The 20,239-nt window shown below is 40.5% G+C and carries 21 protein-coding genes and 1 pseudogene; 15 read left to right on the top strand and 7 right to left on the bottom strand.

The window, feature by feature from the left end; all coding sequences use genetic code 11:
- The 5 genes from ACESM0_RS00570 to ACESM0_RS00550 form a co-directional block, all read right to left on the bottom strand.
- The gene (locus ACESM0_RS00570) at positions 1 to 2,082 is read right to left on the bottom strand and encodes a PP2C family protein-serine/threonine phosphatase (protein ID WP_372902584.1); all 2,082 of its coding nucleotides are present in this window, start codon (positions 2,080 to 2,082) and stop codon (positions 1 to 3) included.
- A 4-nt stretch (positions 2,083 to 2,086) separates the two neighbouring features.
- Entirely contained in the window at positions 2,087 to 3,028 is a 942-nt protein-coding gene (locus tag ACESM0_RS00565) for a DUF4097 family beta strand repeat-containing protein (RefSeq protein ID WP_372902582.1), read from the bottom strand.
- Positions 3,029 to 3,152: 124 nt separating this feature from the next.
- The gene (locus ACESM0_RS00560; protein WP_372902580.1) at positions 3,153 to 3,701 is read right to left on the bottom strand and encodes an HD domain-containing protein; all 549 of its coding nucleotides are present in this window, start codon (positions 3,699 to 3,701) and stop codon (positions 3,153 to 3,155) included.
- Positions 3,698 to 4,042: a TM2 domain-containing protein gene (locus ACESM0_RS00555; protein ID WP_372902578.1), complete on the bottom strand. Its 345-nt coding sequence runs from the start codon at positions 4,040 to 4,042 to the stop codon at positions 3,698 to 3,700. Before ACESM0_RS00555 ends, ACESM0_RS00560 begins: the two co-directional genes overlap by 4 nt.
- Positions 4,039 to 4,269, bottom strand: a complete 231-nt coding sequence (locus ACESM0_RS00550; protein WP_372902613.1) for a DUF2752 domain-containing protein — start codon at positions 4,267 to 4,269, stop codon at positions 4,039 to 4,041. Before ACESM0_RS00550 ends, ACESM0_RS00555 begins: the two co-directional genes overlap by 4 nt.
- Positions 4,270 to 4,418: 149 nt before the next feature.
- Here ACESM0_RS00550 and ACESM0_RS00545 point away from each other — a divergent pair, with 149 nt between their 5' ends.
- The 10 genes and pseudogenes from ACESM0_RS00545 to ACESM0_RS00500 all read left to right on the top strand — a co-directional run bounded on the left by ACESM0_RS00545 (position 4,419) and on the right by ACESM0_RS00500 (position 10,590).
- On the top strand, positions 4,419 to 6,452 hold the full coding sequence (locus ACESM0_RS00545; protein ID WP_372902576.1) for a TonB-dependent receptor family protein: 2,034 nt from the start codon (positions 4,419 to 4,421) through the stop codon (positions 6,450 to 6,452).
- Between the two features lie 255 nt (positions 6,453 to 6,707).
- Positions 6,708 to 7,295, top strand: a complete 588-nt coding sequence (locus tag ACESM0_RS00540) for a hypothetical protein (protein WP_372902574.1) — start codon at positions 6,708 to 6,710, stop codon at positions 7,293 to 7,295.
- 127 nt (positions 7,296 to 7,422) lie between these two features.
- On the top strand, positions 7,423 to 7,635 hold the full coding sequence (locus ACESM0_RS00535; RefSeq protein WP_322572228.1) for a cold-shock protein: 213 nt from the start codon (positions 7,423 to 7,425) through the stop codon (positions 7,633 to 7,635).
- A gap of 54 nt (positions 7,636 to 7,689) precedes the next feature.
- Positions 7,690 to 8,016: a hypothetical protein gene (locus ACESM0_RS00530; RefSeq protein WP_372902572.1), complete on the top strand. Its 327-nt coding sequence runs from the start codon at positions 7,690 to 7,692 to the stop codon at positions 8,014 to 8,016.
- A 14-nt stretch (positions 8,017 to 8,030) separates the two neighbouring features.
- Positions 8,031 to 8,648, top strand: coding sequence for an acyloxyacyl hydrolase (locus ACESM0_RS00525; protein WP_372902570.1), 618 nt, complete (start codon positions 8,031 to 8,033; stop codon positions 8,646 to 8,648).
- 42 nt (positions 8,649 to 8,690) lie between these two features.
- Positions 8,691 to 8,825, top strand: a pseudogene (locus ACESM0_RS00520) (DUF3095 family protein); the annotation flags it as partial.
- Between the two features lie 50 nt (positions 8,826 to 8,875).
- Positions 8,876 to 9,202, top strand: coding sequence for a DUF3095 family protein (locus tag ACESM0_RS00515; protein WP_372902611.1), 327 nt, complete (start codon positions 8,876 to 8,878; stop codon positions 9,200 to 9,202).
- The gene (locus ACESM0_RS00510; RefSeq protein ID WP_372902609.1) at positions 9,184 to 9,324 is read left to right on the top strand and encodes a DUF3095 family protein; all 141 of its coding nucleotides are present in this window, start codon (positions 9,184 to 9,186) and stop codon (positions 9,322 to 9,324) included. Before ACESM0_RS00515 ends, ACESM0_RS00510 begins: the two co-directional genes overlap by 19 nt.
- A gap of 43 nt (positions 9,325 to 9,367) precedes the next feature.
- Positions 9,368 to 9,928, top strand: coding sequence for a peptide-methionine (R)-S-oxide reductase MsrB (gene msrB, locus ACESM0_RS00505; RefSeq protein ID WP_372902568.1), 561 nt, complete (start codon positions 9,368 to 9,370; stop codon positions 9,926 to 9,928).
- A gap of 95 nt (positions 9,929 to 10,023) precedes the next feature.
- Positions 10,024 to 10,590: a PH domain-containing protein gene (locus ACESM0_RS00500; protein WP_372902566.1), complete on the top strand. Its 567-nt coding sequence runs from the start codon at positions 10,024 to 10,026 to the stop codon at positions 10,588 to 10,590.
- Between the two features lie 53 nt (positions 10,591 to 10,643).
- Here the strand turns inward: ACESM0_RS00500 and ACESM0_RS00495 are convergent, their stop codons facing one another.
- Positions 10,644 to 12,140: a sodium-dependent transporter gene (locus ACESM0_RS00495; RefSeq protein ID WP_372902564.1), complete on the bottom strand. Its 1,497-nt coding sequence runs from the start codon at positions 12,138 to 12,140 to the stop codon at positions 10,644 to 10,646.
- A gap of 398 nt (positions 12,141 to 12,538) precedes the next feature.
- Between ACESM0_RS00495 and ACESM0_RS00490 the strand changes: the two genes are divergently transcribed.
- From ACESM0_RS00490 to ACESM0_RS00470, 5 genes are all read left to right on the top strand, one after another.
- On the top strand, positions 12,539 to 15,568 hold the full coding sequence (locus ACESM0_RS00490) for a DUF2723 domain-containing protein (RefSeq protein ID WP_372902562.1): 3,030 nt from the start codon (positions 12,539 to 12,541) through the stop codon (positions 15,566 to 15,568).
- Positions 15,569 to 15,652: 84 nt separating this feature from the next.
- On the top strand, positions 15,653 to 16,120 hold the full coding sequence (locus ACESM0_RS00485; protein ID WP_372902560.1) for a hypothetical protein: 468 nt from the start codon (positions 15,653 to 15,655) through the stop codon (positions 16,118 to 16,120).
- Positions 16,101 to 16,568 (top strand): rRNA maturation RNase YbeY, encoded by a 468-nt coding sequence (ybeY, locus tag ACESM0_RS00480; protein WP_372902559.1) that lies wholly within the window; start codon positions 16,101 to 16,103, stop codon positions 16,566 to 16,568. Before ACESM0_RS00485 ends, ybeY begins: the two co-directional genes overlap by 20 nt.
- On the top strand, positions 16,565 to 17,929 hold the full coding sequence (locus tag ACESM0_RS00475; protein ID WP_372902557.1) for a toprim domain-containing protein: 1,365 nt from the start codon (positions 16,565 to 16,567) through the stop codon (positions 17,927 to 17,929). Before ybeY ends, ACESM0_RS00475 begins: the two co-directional genes overlap by 4 nt.
- A 45-nt stretch (positions 17,930 to 17,974) precedes the next feature.
- Positions 17,975 to 19,114, top strand: coding sequence for a DUF445 domain-containing protein (locus ACESM0_RS00470; protein ID WP_372902555.1), 1,140 nt, complete (start codon positions 17,975 to 17,977; stop codon positions 19,112 to 19,114).
- Here the strand turns inward: ACESM0_RS00470 and ACESM0_RS00465 are convergent.
- Positions 19,101 to 20,186, bottom strand: a complete 1,086-nt coding sequence (locus tag ACESM0_RS00465; protein ID WP_372902553.1) for a WD40/YVTN/BNR-like repeat-containing protein — start codon at positions 20,184 to 20,186, stop codon at positions 19,101 to 19,103. The two genes, ACESM0_RS00470 and ACESM0_RS00465, sit on opposite strands and share 14 nt — an antisense overlap.
- Between the last annotated feature and the right edge of the window lie 53 nt (positions 20,187 to 20,239).

The following is a 20,239-nucleotide window of genomic DNA, read 5'->3' as shown; positions in this document are numbered from 1 at the left end:
TCAGTTTTCAGGAATTTTTAAAACCATGAGTGTAATGTCATCCTCAGGATCCTTTCCGCCCGACCAGGTTTCAGCCAAATGATTTATTTGTTGAATAATATCTGCCGCACTATATTCAACTGAGTTAAGGAGCACCTGCTCAATTTTTTCTACACCTAAAATATCTCTGTCCTGATTAAAAAGCTCCATCAATCCATCACTCATTAACATCAGTACGTCTCCCTGTTCCATTTGCAACTCCTTTGTCTGGTAGGGATAGTTGACATTTCCTCCCAAAGGTAATCCCTTCAAAAGTATTTGCTCTACACTATTACTCTTTTTTGAATAGTAAAGTGCCGGTGGCATACCGGCTATCGTAATCTCTACTTTACTGCCCTGACATTTCGCAAGAATAAACCCCATGTACATCAAGTGCATATTCAGGTTTCTCAATCCGGAGGAGATTCTCTTTAACATTGTACACAAATCTACCTCGTGCACCAGAGTGTGAAAATAACTTTTAGCAGCGGCCACCATTATTCCTGCTTTTAAGCCATGCCCCGTTGCGTCTCCTAAAGCCAATACAATAGTACCGTCCTGTTCTGTACTATAATCGTAATAATCTCCCCCTACTTCGGTTGCAGTATCCATGTAAACAGCTAAATCATAATCATTTATAGACGGCATTTTTTTAGGAAGCATGGATAGCTGAAGTGCACGAGCCTCTTCCAATTCAGCAGTTTTCCGCCTGTTTTCTGCCTCCAGCAATCTTGTTTCAATTTCTCGCTCTTTGCCAATTCGTTCTTGTTCTAACGCACGTTCAGAAAGATCCTGAACTTCCGTCAGCTTTTGTTGCAAGTTTCTTCGAGTGACTGCAAAGTCTCTCGACAGGAATATGGACATGGATAAAATCAATAATCCGGAGCCGGCCATGTTTATAATCCTCACATCACCGTTCAGAAATTGAAAGTTGATCAATATACTTGTGATTAAGCCAAGCACGAAAAAGAGCATTCCGGCCCCGATAATCCATGCTCCTTCTTTCCTTGATCTGTACATCAGATAAAGAGTTCGCAAAAGTTCGGCTACAAATATTAGAATGATAAGCTCCCTTAGCCAGATCAGGTCGGTTGAATAGAAGTAGATAAATATTGCTGAAATTAATCCGACTATGAGAACAAGATTAGCATAGATGGTTTTCTGTTTTTCGTTTATGCTGTACATCAGCCTTACTGCAAATACCAAAACAATAATTTCAAAGAAAAGGGCGAATTTTAACAAAGATATCGTTGCAATGGTATAGCTTGCAAGCTCAAGCCTGTAGATGAGATAAGTTATAAGCAATAAACAGCCTGCAAACAGTGAAAAGTAGAGATTGCGTTTTTCTCTGGGGTAGAAAATAAAAAGCAGCAGATGAATGACCGCAAAAGTGAGGAGAACACCCGCATAAAACATACTGATCCCTGTCCAGCGGCTAATAAAAGATAAAACCTCCTCCTGATGCGATTTCCAATCTGCAAGCAGGAAACGAAAACCGCTATTTCCAAAGATTTGGGTCGATTCAACTTCGTTAGGGTTAATAAAGCGTACCGCGAGCGTTTGAACAGTGGTGTCAGGGAAAACAATAACAGGCATTTCATTACCGCTATGAGGCTCAACACGGTTCGGATTTGTGGAAAACCGGCCAAGTTCATAAACCTTTTCTCCATTCAGATAAATTTCTGAAGCCCCAAGATGTCTGTCAATAACAAGAGCAAGTGGCTTGCCGGCTAATTCCCGACTTACCTTTAACTTTTTTCGAAACCAGCCAATCCCTTCCCAATCAACAAAAGAGAGGTCAGCGACTGTTAAATTTGTGCTGATCACGTTCCAGTCACTGTCTTCAAAATCTGGCTTTGACCACTCCGGATTGTCTCCTGACATAAACTTCCATCGATCGCTGATGTAGATTAACCTATCGCCGCCTGTCATGCTGTCTAAGGAGAGTTCTTCAACATCTAGATCATCAAACTGAAAAAATGTCTCCTGACCTGCTGCAGTTTGAACAGTAAAACTGAACCACAGCAAACCAATGATCAAATATTTTATTTTTATCCTCTCCACCCTACTACTCTTGAGTTTCACGAACCCGAATGGAACCGGCAACGGTTTTCAGATTGACCGGTATTCCGCCTTCTCGAATTTGAACAGTTGCATTGCGAAAACCGACATCTTTTGTGATTTTCTCGCCTGTCAACTCATCAAAATTGAAACTGAGGCCTCTTGCATCAATTTCATATCCGGCTAATTTCGGTAGTTGCAGATCAATATTTCCGGTGCTGGTTTCCAGATACACGCCAACAGAAACCTCATTAAATTCGGAGTGAATATTTCCACTTGTAGTAGCAGCAACCAATGTACCGGACAGGGCTGTAGTTGTTATATTTCCGGTTGTTGTACGAAGCCTGACCTCACCTCTGTTTTGATCTGTCATAACATCTCCGCTCACGGTTTTGGCAAAAATATTTCCACTCAGATTTTCCAGCCTAATATCTCCGGCCGTTGAAATCACACGCACCTCACCCGTCAAATTTTTTATTTCTAAGTTTCCCGCATGATTTTGGATGTAGTGCTGCCCCTCAACTCCATCAGCATTAATTTCCCCACTAATCGTTCTAAGATTCAGTGAGGCCCTCGAAGGTACTTGAACGATGAATGTAAATTTCACATCCCCTGAAGAGTATTGCCTGCTGCCCGAGCGCCGATCCTCTACTGAAGCGATAACTGAGTTCCCCTGTTTTTGAATAATAATTCTAAAATTATCCAGATTTCGGGTGCCCGACCACAGAGAAAACTCTCTCTTAACAAATAGATCGACTTGAACTCCTTCAATTCCCGGATTTTGAACAACTTCGATATCACCGGAAATTGTATTGATATTAATTGTGGGGTTGCTGTCTACCCTGAAAAACTCAGATCGATAAGGGTCGCTTTGCAGAGAAGACTCTTTGTCTAGGTGAGCCACAGACATTACGGTCTGGGCATGCCCGTTTACATAAATAGTTGACATTGCTATAAGAAAGACAAGGAGCAATCGACAATCTGTGGATGAAATGAGGTTTTTGATCTTCATTTTACACTCTTAACTGTTAATACCTGAGCTTCTCTACGGAAAGTTCTCACAGTGGTTTCAGCTAAAACAATGTTTTAAAAATATTGATCATAAATTGAATATGATCAGCCAGATCTTTTTCAATTAATTCTGCACCCTTTTTTATATCCTCTCTTGGTACATTTTCCGCAAACTTCTTGTCTTTTAGTTTCTTGCGAACAGATTTTATCTTCATGTCAGAGAATCCGTTTGGCCGCATTAAAGAAACCGCGTTCATGAATCCTGATAGTTCATCACACGCAAATAGATAGCGCTCTATTTCTGTTTCAGGTTCTTTTCCGGTTCTTTCCGGTGCATGAGCTTTTATTGCAGAAATCACATCATCAGGATAACCGGCTTCAGGTAAAATCTCCTTCACTGCTTTATTTGGGTGTTCTTCGGGATATTTCTCCCAATCCAAGTCATGCAAGAGCCCGGCTGTCCACCATTTGTCAACCTCATCTTCCGGTTTGTTCAAATGTTCTGCATACCCTTCCATTGCAATAGCCACCATGTTTGAATGATGGCGTAAATTATCGTTTTCAATAAATTCTTCCAGTAGCTCTTGTGATTTTTCTCTTGATGGCATCATAAACCCAGTTCTCCTTTTACTTCCAGTGCAATTTTTCGATTGTACTCAAATGCAAAGTTTTTATAGTTAATCATATCTACAATGGTACCTATAAAGCAGAGTCCTGCTGTTAGAAAGTATAATATTCCCATTCCGATGTGGCCGATAAAAAATCGATGAATTCCAGCAACTCCAAAGAATCCGATCAAAGCAAGTACAAGCAGTAACATTGGATCCTTACGACGTGCCTCATAGACCCTTACGAAGGTCTCAATTTTGTCCTCAGGTATATCATTAAGCAGCCTGTTTATATACTGCATTTCATCGCCTTCCAATTCAGGCATGTGTTCAAATACTTTCATGAGTCTATTTTTTCTTTATTGATATTTAAGTTCCGGTGGAAAATGGAAATTATGCGTCCTGTAATAATTAGAATGGCAGCAATACCTGCCGGATGAGAATAAAAAGAGGCCTTTAAGTCTCCACTAAAGGCATGAGAAACAGACCTTCCCAGCCCTTCTCCCGGGCAGTACGAAAATCCGAGTCTTTCAATTGGGCAAAGTGTCTGAGCTTGACTCAGGGGATCCATCAAAGCCAGCAAGATGAGACCTGTTGCAAGTGCCAACCACTCAAAATGTAAAAAAAATTGTTTTTTGAACGATCTGAAAAGATACATACTTATTTTATTGATACGTTATTCGCTGTCAATTGTTTAAGCTTACATATTTAAAAGTTCACATGAAAACCATATATCGCTACGTAATTCTATCTTTTTTGTTACCCATTCCATATTTATTTGGTTTAAATACTTCCTTAAATGCACAACAGGTTCCGGATTCTCTGCAGGTTGATTTGGATGAAATCATCGTAGAGTCAACCTATTCAAATATTTCGATTGGTCGTGCCCCACTTTCTGTAAGCTATAAGCTTAGAAATCCACACGAAATTGCATCAAGACCGGCAGCTACAATGGACGAACTCACTTTTGAACTGCCCGGACTGTTTATCAGCAACCGTGAAAATTATGCTTTAGGTGAAAGGTTAACGATTCGCGGGCTTGGCTGGCGCTCTCAATTTGGAGTGCGTGGAATACAGGTAATCTTGGATGACATTCCGTTAACCGTGGCCGATGGTCAAACCATCATGAGTATGATTGATCCGGCTATGGTGAACAGAATTGAACTGCTAAGAGGCCCCTCAGCCACTTTTTGGGGGAACTCCAGCGGGGGTGTTCTTCATCTTTCTACAAAACCTCGAGTGGACGCCCCGACAGTTCAGTATAGAGGTTACGGTGGTTCATATAATACCATCAAACAAGAGTTGCGGCTGAATACCACAGTCGGCAATGCCCGTGTATATGGTTACGGAACGTACTTTGAAACCGATGGTTTTCGTGATCATAGTGCTGCAAGACTATTTCGTGCCGGATTGAACTATGAGCGACAAGTGGGGATAAGAAGCAGAATGATTGTAAGAACGGCATTTACTTCCATGCCAAAAGCTCAACACCCTGGCTCATTAACCCGTGAAGATGCTGCTGATAATCCAACTGCAGCAACGCCAAGTTTTGTAAACAGTTATGCGGGTAAGACATTTGACCAGGGAATGGTTTCGGCTTCATTCATCCAGGAGCAAACAAAAGGGATATGGGACATTACAGCTCATACCGTTTACAGAGATGTAGACAATCCACTTCCTTTTGGATACATCGGAGTAGATCGCGTTGCGGGAGGTACACGTACAACATATCAATTTACAACTCTCCCGTTTGATCTCAACATTGGAGCCGAAATAAAATTTCAGCAGGATGACAGGCTGGAAACTGATAACATAAATGGAAATAGAGGAGACAATATTGATGTTCAGCAAACAGAGACCGTCTCCAATGGTGCGATTTTTAGTCAAGTGTCTATTCCACTATCAAACAGATTGACGGCCAGTACGGGTTTGAGAGCTGATTGGTTAAATTTTGAAACAGATGATGAAATCGGAGTAGAACAAGAAGGTTCCAGAACATTCTTTTCCTTAAATCCCAGTGCCGGTCTCTCCTACCGTTTTGATAATGCAAGATGGTTCGTCAATTTCAGCACCAGCTTCGAATCGCCAACCACTACGGAACTTGTTAACAGGCCCGAAGGAGGAAACGGATTTAATCAAAATGTAGATCCCGAAAGAACGATTGGGCTTGAAACAGGAATTCAAGGTAACGCAGATCGAGTAGACTATGAATTAACCCTGTTCGCAATGCAGGTGGAAGATCTGTTGTTCCCTTTCCAAACAGAACAGGATGGGCCTACTTATTTCAGAAACGAAGGGAACACTCGTCATTATGGAGTCGAATCTACATTGGGTTTTCGTATCCATCAGAACCTGCAATTTAACGGGATGTTCACGCTTTTAAGTGCAAAATTTGATTCCGGGGATTTAGAAGGTAACGACTTACCCGGTGTGGCTCCCATCAGGTTTGGTTCAGTTCTCACATATACTCCGGGGCAACACAGTTTAAGTATCGACAGTGAGTGGGTAGGAAGCTACTACACTAATAATCAAAATAGTGCTGAAAACGACTCTTACGCGCTCCTTAACTTCCGTTGGTCAGCAAGTGTAAATCAGCTTTTTCAGAATGTATCCGTTCGGCCGTTTCTGGCTGTTCAAAATATCTTGAATACCCGATACAACTCATCTGTTGCTATTAATGGATTTGGCGGACGATTCTTTGAACCCGGAGCCGACAGAAATTTCAAAGTCGGAATTCAGGTAAATTTCCAATAATGTAAAATTATTAAAAGTCTGGAAAATCCTAAAGGAACTATATTTTTTACCCTCTGTATAACAAATTTCGTTGTTGCATTATTAGATTTACCAAATTGAATACTTTTTCTATAGTCGATCTAGCTCTAACTGCTTGATTTATTATAGTATATTTTAATAATCATGGTAATTTTTTCCGGATCGATTATCTTTTTTGTAACAAAGACATTGTACATACCTCTTGAGTACAGTAAGACGAAATTTAATTAAACGACCATGTTAAAGCACCTATTCCTTATTCTCGTCCTTGCGGGATCCTACTATCTGTGGGACCAAAGACCTATAAAACATGGAGTTGGCGTTACGGCTCCGGATGCACCTGTTGTGGAAAGAGGTTTTCAACTCGCTGAGCACAATAGAAAACATTACACACTACAACCAAAATTCAGGTTGAATACAACTGCCAGGGTTATTTCAAACAAAAGATATTGGTTTGATGAAAAATCTGAATTAGCTCCGGTCGATTTTGTTTTGGGATGGGGAGACCTTTCTGATGAGCGGGTTTTAGACCAAGTAAAAACTCCAATTAGCCGGAGAGATTTTAAAATTGATGTAATCCGGCCGCCGATGACTTTTAGTGAAATTCGAAACAAGCTTCTCTACATGCATGCTATTCCCGCAAACGATTCAGTAGCGGATCAACTAAAATCGATTAAATCAGGTCATATTATTTCTGTTCGGGGATATATTGTTGATGTCCATGATCGGGCAGATGTTCTCTGGACATCCTCAAAACAAGGTAAAAAGGCCAAATTAGACAACGCTCAGTATGTTCTAATAGAATCTCTGAATGTTCTTGATTAACAGTTTTTATAAAGTTAATTGCTAAATAGGTTCTAACAAACTATTTTAGCACACGAAACAAGTTCATCTCCTCCCCAGGTTATGAACTGAATTAAATTTACAATGGGAACTAAGTTGGGATTCTATTATGGAAAATCGTGAAGTTGGAACTGTTAAATGGTTTCATAATGGCAAAGGTTACGGGTTTATCACGAGAGAAGGTGGTGAAGACGTATTTGTACACTATTCAGAAATTCAGACAGACGGTTTTAAAAAACTAGCTGAAGGTCAAAAAGTTGAATTTACTATTGCTGAAGGAGATAAAGGTCTTCAGGCTAAAGAAGTAATTGAACTTGCGTAATTCCTAAAAGGCACCTTTAAAGGTGCCTTTTTCATTCTATTCTTTCCTCTATAAATGCAGTGGCTTAAACAAATTGTAGTCGATATTCTGGCAACATTAGTCATTGCACTTGTTGTTTTCTTCGACTCATCCCCTGTATTGGAGTATGTTGTTTATATCTATACAGGTCTGATGGTTTTAGCAAGGTCTTTTACACTGTTTAGTCAGAACTTCAGAGCTATCACTAAAAAAAAGGTCGCTGAAGCCCCTGTCTGGATCTACCATCTGCTGTATTTTTTAAATACTGCAATTTTGATTTTCGGTGCATACTATATAGTGTCCGCAGGATGGGCGTTTATTTGGTTTGTTGCCGCTTATGTACATAAAAGCCAAAATTTATAATTGTAAGTTTTCATATGTACATAAAGAAAACTCTGGTCGGAGTTACTCTTCTCATATTTTTTATCAGTATTCTGTCCATTCAATCCACAAAAGCTCAAACAGATACATCTGATCCCGTATTTCAGCCATCCTTTTCGGTATCCGGTTCCTACGCCCCGTTTTCATTTCGAGCCTGGGGCAAAATGCTCAATTCAAGACATCTATTTTTTAAGCTTGGTTACACCCATTCAGAGATTGATCTTTTCTCTTTTCGAACTCAATTAAGTTCTGATCTGATTCTAACCGGTTGGTTAAAGTTTCCGATTGACGGTAATAATGGAGACAGAGAGTCACTATACGGTTTCGGGATGATACCTCTGATAGCCACAATGCCACTGCGAAACGGAAACAACTACCCCTTTTTAACCAGTTCTGTTGGTTTCCTTGTCACCCAAAATCATTTTCCAAATAAGAACGGTGCCAGATTTAATTTCCTGCTTGGTACAGGCGCTGGATATCATTTCAGTACTGGACGAGAAAACTCTTTCCAGATTGGCTATAAAGTTCATCATTTATCTAACGGGTATATGGCAACGGAAAATCCCGGAATAGACTCAATTATTCTTTTTGTGAATTTTTTCTTCAACCCCTAGATAATTTAAGTACCGTTAACGAGTGTTCATTATTATAAAGACTTAAAAAGTACTGACAACTTTAAAACACTTGCCGATCCCACACTCTACACGCAACTACAGGATGATTGGTGTCTCGCTGTTTCAAACGTCAGAAATTCAACCAATCAGATAGAAAAGCCACTACAAGGATGCTAACTTAATTGGTGCTTCAATAATAGCAGCTATTTGTATTTCTGTAAAAAGAAATCGACCTCCCTTTCCCGTTTGGCGGCGACGGTGCAGTAACTGTATTTCCCAATAAATATCGGAAACAAGCTGAACAAATCTCAAAAGGATGTCGTGAGCACGCTACAGAGAACTTCAACCTTAATTTAGCTGCCGGTGTCATCCCGGTTTCTGAACTTTATGAAGCAGGACACAACGTTCTATTGGCAAAATTTCAAACCTTAGAACACGTATCTCAAGCTTCTTTTATGGGTGATGGTGTTTTAGTTGCTGAAAAGTGGGTTAAAAAAAGGTCTGAAGATGATACGGATTTTCTAACTCGTCTAATATCGGTTTATCCGGACTGAAATGTCGTTGGAGTCCTATTCCGGCATGTGAATTAACTATATCCTTGATTATTGATGTAGCTGAAACTCCAATTGAGAATCAATTCCAGATCTACCAATCTGTTTTAGATTGTATTGAATAATTTTTTTCAGAATGATTTTGAGTTTTTATGCGTTGAAAACTGCATGAAAACATTAATAACTATTTTACAACTCTTACTGTTACTTACTCTGGTCAACTGTTCACAAAGCAACGGGCAGAGTGATGTAAACCAAGAAGAATCTCATGGTACACACAGTCATCTTGAACATTTAACCTATTCTATCGCCATGTCTGATTCTACAAACAATGAAAAAGTTACAAGGACAGAAGAAGAGTGGAAAGAACTCTTATCTTCAGGTGAATACAGAGTTTTGCGCAACAAGGGTACAGAAATGCCGTGGGTAAACGAATATAACAGCCTGTATGATGAGGGTGTTTATGTGTGTAAAGGCTGCGGGCAACCTCTTTTCAGTTCCGAAACGAAGTACAACAGCCGAACTGGCTGGCCAAGTTACTGGGCTCCCATTGAAGAGGATGCTGTTGAAGAACGTGAAGACAACAGCATGTTTATGACTCGAACCGAAATTATTTGCAGCAGGTGTGAATCTCACATCGGTCATGTTTTTGAAGACGGCCCTGATCCCACCGGCTTGAGATACTGTATGAATTCTGCTGCACTAAAATTTCTACCCAAAGAAGAATAGTATTGTACACTTGAAGCTTACGCAAGCTGTAACTAATGAGTAGGTTTCCCGTATATTCCTGAGTGTTGACACAATCAAAAATCTAACTTTATCTCATGTCTAATACGGGTAACTCATCAAAAGCTACTTCCATACATAAAGCTGAATTTGATCCAATACTTAAGAAATATGTCTACATCGGCACAGCATTGGTTTTGGCTGTGACCATTGTAGGGCTAATTATTCTCCCATTCTGGCTCATTCTTGGTAAAATTTATATCGACAGATATTTCAATAATCTCTACTGTGAATTAACAACAAGAGCTCTTCATTTTAAAAAAGGTATCTGGTTCCAAACCGAACGGTCTATTCCTCTTGACAAAATTCAGGATCTAACTTTTCACGAAGGGCCTATTCTGCGCTGGCTGGGATTAAGTAAACTAATGGTTGAAACGGCGGGTCAAAGTGCACAGGGAACCTCTGATATGTCATTGACAGGAATCGTCAACGCACGTAAATTCAGAGAAATGGTCATGGATCAAAGGGATAATATCACAGACCGTGGACATTACACTACACCTTCTTTTGATCAGAAGAGCTCTTCCCTGAACGAATTAGCTCCTATTTTAACGGAGATACATAAGACGCTTCAAAGTATCGACAAGAAATTGGATAACAGCTGATCCATTAACTAAGTGAAATCAAGCCCGCTTTTTACTGCTCCTGAGCTGGGATGTTAATTTAACATAGTCTTTTTGGCGATTTTTCTGTTATAAATCTTGAAGAGTACAATAGCTATTCCCCACTGAAGGAGAACCGTAGCGACTGAAAAAGGACTCAGCGGATTATACCATGTATCCGGTGCAAAGCTTGTGACACTTAAATAGATCCACCATGTCAGCAAACTGATCACTTCAACCGGAATTACATAGCGAACAATAAACGACCACCACTTTCCAAGTTTAAATCTACTGTGCTCGTTGTTGACAAGTGTAGTTCTGAATTTTTCAGTACCAAACTTCATGACCGCAAAGGAGATTAAACCACCGGAAGCCATAAGGCCCACACCCCACACAAAATCCTGGTTTGCAAAAAAATCAAGCGAAATGGCTGATGGAAGTCCAAAAACAAAACCGGCACTGCAAACGGCTACTGTGGCTTTTGTCCGGGTAACACCCATATCCACAAATACTTTGGTGGCCAGCTCGATCATAGAAATAAGAGAGCTAAATGCAGCAAACGTTAAACCAAGAAAAAATATGATGGCAAAAAACTTCCCTCCTACCATTACTTCAAAAAGCTGCGGCATCCACATAAATGTTAGACCGGTTGATGCCGGACCAGAATCACGCATAATATCTAATACCTGACTATCGGTTAGGTCCCCACCCAATGTGCCAAAAACTGTGGAAAAGATGATGATAGCAGCTGTTAAAGAGACCAGGTTATTTCCAATACCGGTCTGGAAAGCACTGATTGTTATATCATCCTTCGTACGCATGTAGGCTCCATAGGTAAGAATAAGTCCCCATGCTGCCCCGGTATCCCATGCGTTTTGTGTAAGTGCTTCAAGCCAAATTTTCGGCTCTTTCAGCGTAGCCCAGTCTGGCGTAAAAAGATATTTAATGCCTGCTCCACTTCCTTCAAGAGTAAGCGCTTTAATCAATGAAATAACGAGAACAAGCAACAGGGAAGGAATCAGGATTTTGTTCATTCGTTCAATGCTTTTCACTCCTTTTAATATCACCAGACCACCTAACCCAATCATTATGGCGTGAAAAACCGAGGGCATTATAGAAGACTGGAAACCTTCCCAAACCATGTTCGCTTCATCAACATTTTGAGGAAGGGGAGCAATAATTGATTCTACCAGGTAGTAAAGAGACCACCCTGCTACAACACTATAGTAGAACATAATAGCCGTGGCAACAAAACCGACAAAAGCCCCGAGCCAGGCAAATTGCTCACCGGCCATTTTTATGTATGAACCAATAACTCCTTTTCGCCCATTTCGGCCAATGCCGTATTCAGCAATGATTAATGGGATAGACCAGATAAACAAAAAGGTTGCCCAGGCAATTAAAAATGCTCCCGCGCCCGTTTCTCCGCCATTTTCTGCCGCAATACGGGGAAATCGCCAGATATTACCGGTACCTACCGCTATTCCAAGCACACTAAGAATGAGCCCCCATTTTGTTGCAAATCGTTCTTTGCCTGTATCTGTGTCTGCCATTATGTAGTTATTTGGTTTAGTATGGGCTTGATCTTAAAAAGAACTTCTAAAAATTTTCAAAAGATTTTGATGACATTAGATATCAAGCCTTCACAATCAAAATTATATTTTCAAGTCTGTTGATAACCATTTTTACCCTTTATGGCAAGAATATTTTGATGTTCAACTTCGTATTAACTGTTGTTTGCAGTTTAGAATAAGAGATATATATGTTCATTTACTCTCAATTCTAAATTGTGGTTCTTTTTACATTGTGCATTCAGACTGTGATTCGGTATCTTTTTCATTTCCATTTTATCGGATGGTATCTTTACTCCATGCACTATGGTAGCCTTTTCTGAAAATAACCGGTCAGACTGTCTGCCTTTATGCATTAAATTGAAACATTCTACGACTCTATGAATTTATCATCAATTTTTGCTGAGCACCGATTACGTAATCGGTTTTTTGCATTTATCAGTTTTCTCTACGCATTTGTAATCTATTCACTCTCAGTAGCTCCAACAACATCTTTTTGGGATCCTGCTGAGTATATAGCGACCTCTCATACATTACAGATTGCCCATCCGCCGGGGTCCCCTTTCTTTGCAATTTTTGCAAGAGTTGTGTCCATGTTTATCCCGGCTGATTACGTTGCCCTGAGTATCAATATGATTAGTGTAACGGCGTCAGCACTTACAATTATGCTACTTTACCTGATTGTGGTTCATCTGGTTGAGGAGTGGCGCGGCAGTGCCGATAATATGGATTTTGGTGATCAGATTGGCCTATACGGTGGCGGACTTTTTGCGGCGTTTACCTTTACAGTTACTCACACACAGTGGTTCAACGCTGTTGAAGCCGAGATGTACGCCTCGTCTATGTTTTTTACTGCTTTAGTAGTTTGGATGGCTCTGCGATGGTCTGCCAACCATGATCGGCCTTATTCCGAAAGATGGTTAATTCTTATCGCATATATGTTTGGGATAGGAATAGGCGTTCACTTGCTCAATCTACTGGCACTCTTTTTTGTAGCATTGATCATCTATTTCAAAAAACGAAAATTTACTATCCCTTCCTTTTTAGCCATGGGTGGGATTACAGTTATTGGATTTCTTGCCATCTATCCGGTTACAATTATTCACATGCCCAATATTGCAGGTCGAATTGGGAACGTAACGTATGGCTTAATCGGACCAATGACTTTCATTATCCTGGTTATTGCAGCTGTTGTTTTCGGGATCTACTATACGCAGAAAAAGGGATATCGAATTGCCAACATGGTGCTCGTTGCCTATTCAATGATCATTATTGGGTATTCGAGTTATGCACTGATTATGATTCGCTCACAGGCTGAGCCGCCAATAGATCAAAACGATCCTTCTGAAGTACAAGCATTCGTAAACTATCTGAACCGTGATCAATATGGTACTGCACCACTATTGAGAGGAAATACTTACGATAACCAAACAGAGAGTATTGATCGGTCTACAGAAACACTATTCCCCCGCCGGCACTCCAGCATGCCACAGCATTTAGAATACTATGGCAATTTCAACTCCGATTTAGCTTATTTCTGGCAGTACCAAGTTAATCATATGTATCTGCGCTATTTAAATTGGAATTATATTGGGCGTGAGGCCGATATTCAGGATACAGGCTGGTATGCCGGCTTTTCCGATACTCGTCATCATAATAATCCGGCAAATACACCCTACTTTTTCCTTCCGTTTTTATTTGGATTGTTCGGAATCTTATACCATTTCAAAAATGACTGGAAGCGGGCATTATCCGTTACCGCTCTATTTTTCCTGACAGGTCTGGCAATTATATTCTATCTCAATCAGACGCCCTTCGAGCCGCGCGAGCGAGATTACGCGTATGTAGGATCATTTTTTGCCTACGCAATCTGGGTTGGGATCGGCCTGACGGGAATCATGGAATTGGTAAAACAGTTTGTAGGCAATAATAAAGCGGTCTCTTACGGAATTATCGCCCTTTCATTTGTTGCCGTTCCCTTTTGGATGCTTTATCAAAACTGGTACAGTCACGACCGCAGCGATAGATATGTGCCCAGGGATTACGCCTATAATTTACTCAACTCCGTAGAAGAGAATGCCATTCTGTTCACCAACGGAGATAACGACACCTTTCCACTTTGGTATCTGCAGGAGGTTGAAGGTGTTCGAATGGACGTACGAGTTGTTAATCTGAGTCTGTTAAATACGGAGTGGTACATCAAACAACTTCGTGACCGAAGTACACACGAAGCTTTACCGCTTCCAATTCGTTTAACAGATGAAGAAATTGACCAAATGACGTCGCAGCTTGAGCTTCACAATCCTCGGGAAATTGTGATACCTGTTGATAAACAGCTCTTAAGCACTGTCTTTGAGACAGATTCGCAACAAATCGAATCCGATCCGGAAAATTTCTGGCAAACTGTATCAACTGAGAGTGACGTAGATCAGGCACTCATTAACCAGATGCTGATGGCAACTCCATATTCCCTCCCTGTTGAAGAGCTGGATGACGAAGTACGCTTCTATCTGGAAGGCAGATCTGCAGGACGCGACCAGCAGGGCAACATGAGGTATTATCTGCAGACTCAAGATCGAATAATTCTGGAACTACTGCAGGAAAATCAATGGGTAAGGCCAATATACTTTGCCAATACCGTATCCAGGTCGGGCTTGTTAAATCTCGAGCCCTACTTTCAATTCGAAGGTAAAGCTTTTCGTGTGATGCCTAAAAGAAGGCAGGTGGGTGCGTTTGGTCATGTAGAACCTGAAGTACATGCAGACCGATTGGGACAATTTCAGTTTAATGGATGGAATTCCCCGGATGTCTATTTTGATGAAAATATCCGCAGAATGTTAGGCAATTACCGGTATGGATTCACACAGTTAGCAGATGCTTATCTGGAAAGAGGTGATACTGAAAGCGCTGCATACTGGCTCAAATACGGTGAGGATAAAATTCCGTTTCGAAATATCGAAAACGACTGGACTGTTGCTGCACTCTACGCGTATCGCTATATGCGGGTTGACGAAGATGAGCGGGCCATTGACCTGGCAGAGTTCATTCAGGAAAGACTGATGCACGATCTCAGATACGACATGAGAGATCTCGATAGATTAGAAATCAGAATAGAAAACTTAGAAGAAGAGATACAGCGTGCTCGGTCACAAGCCAATACCGGGAAAGCTCAATCTCTCAACAGAGAACGTCAACGTCTTTCACAGCAACGTAATAATGTAATTGAAGACGTTAGTTTTACGGTAAGCAGGTTGTCAATCCTTCAGAATATCTATTTTGAAACAGATCGCATTGAAAAAGCTGAAGAACTTTCTATTGAAGTAAATATCATGACGGATGGTCGCCTTCCAGTACCGGAAAGTATTGAGGAGAGCCGAGAACAGATCGAGCGTTTTGGGTTGGGAATCTAATTTAGACCAAAATAAACCGCTTATTTAATCTTAGGCAACCAGATTGTATATTGATGGAAGCCAACGAAGACATATTGCTGAATTATGATCCACGAGTTTACAAAAGATAACATCACAACCATCGGTGAAATCCTGAATGCTAAGCCTAAACCTTTGGGCGATGATGTTTTCAGGTTTGAGGTGCTTAATAAAGAAGCCGGAAATAAACTGGCTCTCGAAATTCACCTCGGACTTCAGGTAGACGACGAACGCATGAATATGGTCAGTGTCTACTCGGGAAGTACTTTTCTGCAGCTTCACAACTGTACGGCTTTCATTGCCAGTGATATCCTGAAACAGGTCACCTTTTTCGGCAAAAACGGATCCAATACCACCGGACTGATTATTGAAGAGAGCGCCGGATGCAGTTTATATGCAAACGTTAACGAAGCCGTTTTGAAAGGTGATTTCACCAAACTTCCTGAAGATCTAATGATGTGCGGTATTGCTATGTCTCTTACCGATACCGCCGATCTGGATAACTTCTCCTTTGATGATGACGAACTTTCCTGACATCCCCATCAAACCTGAGAAAAAACTCATTATCAATAATGAGTCGGGAGAAAGTGTGCCTGTACAAGAGCAGGAACTCCTGAAACTTATAGAAATTACTGAAAAGAACGAGCAGATTCGTTTCAAAGAGATTGAGTTGGTCTACGTGGATGAGGATGAAATTGTGCGGATCAACCACGAATTCCTCGATCGGGATTACATTACCGATATCATAACGTTCAGATATGACGAGAATGATCAGGCTATAGAGGGCACGCTCTACTGTTGTGCACCGCGTATTGTCGAACAAAGTGCAGAGTTTAAGGATGACCCAAAGACAGAATTTCTTCGTGTTTTTGTTCACGGTTTAATCCACCTGGCGGGGCACGAAGATCAGACGTCCGATGATAAAAAGCAGATGACAGATCTTGAAGATCAATACCTGAATGCTCTCAAAAAGTCGTTGTGAGTGCCGATTCCACCTATACCCTCCTGATCGTAGAATCTCCGGTCATTGCCCGAATAATTCAGCGAAATGCCCCCTCCTCCGTGTACGTAATATCTACAAACGGCTACGCCTGGAAACCCATTTACGATGCCGAAAAGCATCACTTAAAAGCGATCGCTGATCCTGATCAAATCGGATTTAGAAAAGAGCTGAAACAGCAGGCAAGCTGGGCGGGAAATATCATTATCGCTACAGACCCCGATCCATCAGGTGATTTCATTGCCTGGTCCGTACATAAATTTTTAAAAGATCCATCAGTCAAACGCTCCTACGTACACCATCTTGGCATTCGAGGCATTGAACGTCTGATAAGCACAGCAGAGGTAATGAAGCCCAATTTGTTGGAACAGAGACTTAAAAACCGATCTTTGATCCGCCACCAGTGGAAACAGAGCGGGAACCGTCCCTCAATGGAAGTTGCCGCGCTTGCTTCTATCTTTTCCGATCACTTTCAATTCCGTAATTTTCTAGATCAATCCGGCAGATTATGGAAATCAAACCGGGCGATTCGCTGTAATCCGGATGAGTGGATACCTTTGAAGGATCAGATCGATGAGTCGGAATATCATACGCCCGAACCACTATCTACTTTTGATTTGCTTCAGCTGGCGGTTGAAAAAGATCTCTACTCCTCCCTTGGAAATGCTCAGGAAACACTACAGCAGCTTTTTACTCACACTCTCGACTTCAGCCAGAACTCTTTAATCAGCTATCCAAGGACCGCGGCCAATTCCTTCTTCAGTGAAACCTGGAGTGAACTTCAAAAACAGTTTTATAAAATCCAGACTCAGGATGAATTCAAACCGGTGTTCATCCGGAATATTGCAGGAAGTGATGTTGCCCATGAGAGCATCTACCCACTGGATTTAGGGCTTACACCCGATAAAGTATCAGGAGAGCTTCTGAGCACTCTGCGCGACCTCTACAAACTCATTCACGAGCAGACAGTAAAGGCAATATCTGTCCCGAAGGAGAAATTTAACGCCTACCAGTCCCCATTTCATCCCGATATCAATTTCTACTGTCCTGACTCAGACTCTGATTCTCCATCAGCGGAACTGATGCCGGTCCGCACCATCGCAGAAACAGGTTCTATTTTAAATTCACTGGGTGTTCAATCTCCTTCATCCTTTGGTAAAAATATGGATCGCAGGCAGGATAAAAATTATCTGCAAATTGAAGGACGCATTGTAAAACCGGGCAAATATCTGACACCGTATCTGAATAACGGCCCCGTTTATGCAAAAGAGATCAGTACATTAAATAAGCTTTCAGAAAGTCCTGATTTAACTTCTGAAACTATCCATGCGACTCTCTCGTGAAAGCAGAGTAAGACGCACTACCCTTTTTTGAATGTTTAAATGACTATGAGTAAAGAAAATAATCAGGACTTGAACGGTTTGAATACGGATCAGGAAAAGAAGGATCTGAAGTCCATTCTATCACGGCATATTACACTTGATTTTCCCACCTCAGAGCAGAAGGACTCCCCCGAACTCCCTAAGATTAACCGTCCTGTAAGGCTTCTCCTATTTCTGAAACCCATTCCTTACCTACTCGTTCTGCTATTTGGATTCTCTTTTTATTGGGACTTCCCAAACAGTGAAATTAGCTTTTTGGGATATGAGTTTGCGCTCAATGGACTGCTTCGGATTATAAGCGTGAGCGGTATGATTGGGTTTCTGACCAACTGGATCGCCATTACGATGCTTTTTCGCCCCCTAAACAAACGTCCCCTGCTTGGACAGGGTCTTATTCCGGCTCAAAAAGATCGCATAGCCTGGCGACTCTCTACAGCTGTTGCTGAGGATTTAATCAACCCGGATCTGATCAAATCGAAAATTGAAGATTCCAATGTGATTCAAAACTACCGGAGTCAACTTCAGGATCGACTACTTACATCAGTCGGGAAAGAATCTTTTAGAGAGGAGTTCAAAGAGTGGATCGTGGATTATGTTCATTCGGTTGTGCATGATAGTTCGTTTCGAGAGCGCGTCAGTTTCTATCTTGCCAAAGAGATTGATACCGGTCTGAAAGAGAAACCGATTGAGAGAACAGCCCTGAAAACCTACACTCTTTTGAAAGGCCAAACGCTTCAAAATTTGATTGAAGAATCGGTCGTGGATTTGCCCATAACCGTGGAGAGAAACTTCGGTTTCATCGATGAATTTTTTGATGAATTACCGGAGCGAATGGATGAGGTTTCGGAGGAGCTTGACCGCCTTATTACAGAGATGATATACAAGCTGATTAACCGGCTCGATATCCGAAAATTTGTAGAAGAAAATCTTCAACAGTATGATGAGAAACGGCTGGAACTGATGATCAAAAATGCCACAAACGAACAACTCAAAACGATTCAGTATTTAGGAGCCATTTTAGGGGTGATTGGGGGCTTTGTAATATGGGAACCGGTGCTTAGCCTATGTTTACTTTTTTTAATTTCCACAATTTGGTGGTTAACAGACTTTATCATTTTTAGAACAAATGAAACTACTGAAGTCTAAATTCAACTGAATAAATACCCTTATTTGTAGATAAATATACTTTTTCAGAATCATTTTCAGGTTTAACAATTATATCATTTACTTTAAAATCATTTGAATTATCTTCGTATGATATAAGTGACCAGTTGTTACCAAAATCGTCAGATATAACAATAAAAAGCTCACCATTGTCAGAAATTCCTGACGCATACACTCTGTCCGTTTTCATTTTACTATTGGCAATTGAACGAATATTTTTACCAGAAAATACACTCTTCCATTCTAAGCCACCATTTTCTGATTTTCTAATCATATTCGCAGAAGAAGTACTTCCTCCTAATCCAATAAGAACTTCATCTTTTTTTTCTGGATGACTCAATACTGAATAAATGGTTGCATCAGAATTAATATCTAACTCTTCATCTGTAAAAACCTTCCATGATAGTCCATCATCAAGTGTTCTAGCTAAATATGGTTTAAAAGTTGATTTCCAGCCACCAACCCAAACTTGTCCTTCCTGATATTCGCTCACATACAAAGATTCAATAAAACCAATTTGCAAACCAGACGACATATTAACCCAAATGTTATCTTCAATATTAAATTTATAAATATATCCAGGTGCAGAGTATAGTGAATTACCTGAAGATGATTTTTTTAATTTATCCAGTATGTACGGTTGTTCCTGATCTTCAATTTGAATATCAACTTCCTCCCATTTATTACCGTTATCTCCACTTTTAAAAAGTGTTGTGAAATTATCAGGTATATCATCTTTTTCCTCAGTGGTAGAAACAACCAAATAAAAAATATCTTTAAAGAATAAAATATCTGAAATAAACTCATGAGGGTAATCAACATCAAAATTAAACTTTTCCCATTCAGAGTTATTATCATCTAAATCTATTTTATTAATTGATTTATTATCTGTTGCATACAGTATATCATCTTGAATTTCAATTGAAGTAACATCATTTACATTAAGGCCAATATTCGACCATTCAACATCGCTTTTTCCATTATTATTATCGGTGCTACATGACAAGGAAAACAAGGCAATGATTAAACTAAGTAAGAGATAAATGGGCTTCATTGTGATTAAATTGTAACAATTTGTAATTATAGTTCTCTTGTTATTAACACGCA

The organism is Rhodohalobacter sp. (assembly GCF_041686455.1).
Classification (GTDB): Bacteria; Bacteroidota; Rhodothermia; order Balneolales; family Balneolaceae; genus Rhodohalobacter.
Note: the sequence above shows the minus strand (reverse complement) of the source record. Positions and strands in the feature narration are given on the sequence as shown.